General features: G+C 64.8%; 2 protein-coding genes and 1 pseudogene. 2 read left to right on the top strand and 1 reads right to left on the bottom strand.

Annotated features, from left to right (window positions below):
• Positions 1 to 751 (bottom strand): annotated as a pseudogene (locus tag JHD07_RS28980) (ABC transporter permease); the annotation flags it as partial.
• 225 nt (positions 752 to 976) lie between these two features.
• Here JHD07_RS28980 and JHD07_RS28975 point away from each other — a divergent pair.
• Positions 977 to 1,252 carry a hypothetical protein gene (locus JHD07_RS28975; protein WP_291628387.1) on the top strand — a complete coding sequence of 92 codons (276 nt, stop codon included), beginning with the start codon at positions 977 to 979 and terminating at the stop codon, positions 1,250 to 1,252.
• The gene (locus JHD07_RS28970) at positions 1,253 to 1,741 is read left to right on the top strand and encodes a phage holin family protein (protein ID WP_291628386.1); all 489 of its coding nucleotides are present in this window, start codon (positions 1,253 to 1,255) and stop codon (positions 1,739 to 1,741) included. It begins immediately after the preceding gene.
• Positions 1,742 to 1,805: the final 64 nt, after the last annotated feature.

Genomic DNA, 1,805 nt, shown 5'->3' with positions numbered 1-1,805 from the left:
GAGCGGCAACGCGCGGCAGGATCAGGACGTCGACCGGATCGAGTCCCATGGTCGAGAGCGCGTCGATCTCCTCGCGCATCTTCATCGAACCGAGCTCGGCAGTGTAGGCGCTTCCCGACCGTCCCGCGACCATGATGGCGACGATCAGCACGCCAAGCTCACGCAATATCAGAATGCCGACCATGTCGACGGTGTAGGACTCCGCGCCGAACCTGCGGAAATGGAAAAAGCCCTGCTGCGCGATGATGGCCCCGATCAGGAAGGTGATCAGCGTGACGATGGGAATCGCCTGCCAGCCGATGCGGTAGAGCTGATACACCAGCGAGGTCAGCCGCAGCGAACGCGGCCGGCGCAGCACGCCGATGACGGCCATGAACAAGGCGCCGAGCATCTGGAGGAAGATCGTGATGTCCTCCCGCGCCCCGACCGTGGACTTGCCGAGATCGCCCAGCCGCGCCAGAACCGGATTGGGCGCGGTCGCCGGAGCTGGCGTGCGGCGGTTGACCTGGCGCACCTCGTCCATCAGCCCGCTGAAATGATCGGCGACGCCGACGAATTCGGCCGACCTGCCGGACGCCGACGCCCTGCGCGACAACTTCTCCAGAACCCAGGCGCCGAGGGTATCCAGCGCGCTGACACCCGACATGTCCAGCGTTACGGCACGCGAGCGATCGACGTCTGCCCCGACCGACCGGGACAAGGTCTCGAGAGCGACCACGTTCGCGGCGGTCCAGCGCCCTTCAGGGCGCAATCTCAGCACGTCGCCGGACGGCGTCGCGCGTAGCAGCGGTTCGTGGTTCACGTCTTCCACCTCGTCGGGACAATTGGTCCCCATTCAGCCGGTATTTCTAGGCCAGCATGTGGCGGCCGGCTTGACCTGTCTCAAGACCCCCGGCGCGATGCCTTTGACGCAAATCAAGCGTGATCGCGGGCGCGGGACTTAGGCTGGTCCCAATTCAACCAGGGCACCGGATCCATGTTAAACACCAACAGGGTAAGCGAAGAGCTGCGGGCGCTGAAGGTCGACGTCGCGCGCTTGTTGAGCACCGCCGGCGAAGAGATGTTCGAGAGTTCGAAAGATCGCGCCGAGGCGCTCGCAGATCAGATCAGAGCCGCGCTCGCCGAACTCGGCGAGACCGTCGAACAGGAGCAGGAGCAGCTCCAGGGCCTGGTTGCGGACCGTCCGATCACGTCGCTCGCCTCCGCCTTCGCGCTGGGCGTGGTCGTCGGTTTCATGCTGAGGAGACACTAGGTGAATACCGAGAACGTCGTTAAACATCTGCGCGTGCTGTGGCGCACCGACAGGATCATCGCCGATATCAGGCTGCGCCATTTGCTGATCGGCCTCGGCCTGCGCGCCTTCGCGGCGCTGATCGCAGCGTTCGGGCTCCTGATGCTGGAGCTGTCGGCCTATTTCGCGCTGGTGCAGATCTGGAGCGCTATCGCCGCGGCTGCCATCCTCGGCGCCGTCAATTTCGCCATCGCGGCCGCACTCTTCCTGATCGCCGGCCGCGCTCCGTCGGGCCGCGACATCGAGCTCGCCAACGAAATTCATGACACATCGATCGAAGCGCTCCAGCTCGAGGCACGTGCGCTCCAGGCCCAGGTGTCAGGCGCGGTGCATCATCCGCTCAGCACGATCATGCCGATGCTGGTGCCGCTGATCGCAATCATCATCAAGAACTTGCGCGGAACGACAAAGACGGCCGCCGATGCAGATTCGGCCGCGGCGCGCTCATAACCGTCGCGCTCAGAGCTTCAGCCTGACATCGCAGATATCGGGCTCGGCCGGGTCCGGCTTCACC

It is taken from the genome of Bradyrhizobium sp., assembly GCF_016462955.1.
GTDB lineage: Bacteria > Pseudomonadota > Alphaproteobacteria > Rhizobiales > Xanthobacteraceae > Bradyrhizobium.
Note: the sequence above shows the minus strand (reverse complement) of the source record. Positions and strands in the feature narration are given on the sequence as shown.

Excerpts from the sequence above, each read along its gene's own strand:
- JHD07_RS28975 (WP_291628387.1), top strand. The coding sequence starts at position 977 with ATGTTAAACACCAACAGGGTAAGCGAAGAGCTGCGGGCGCTGAAGGTC.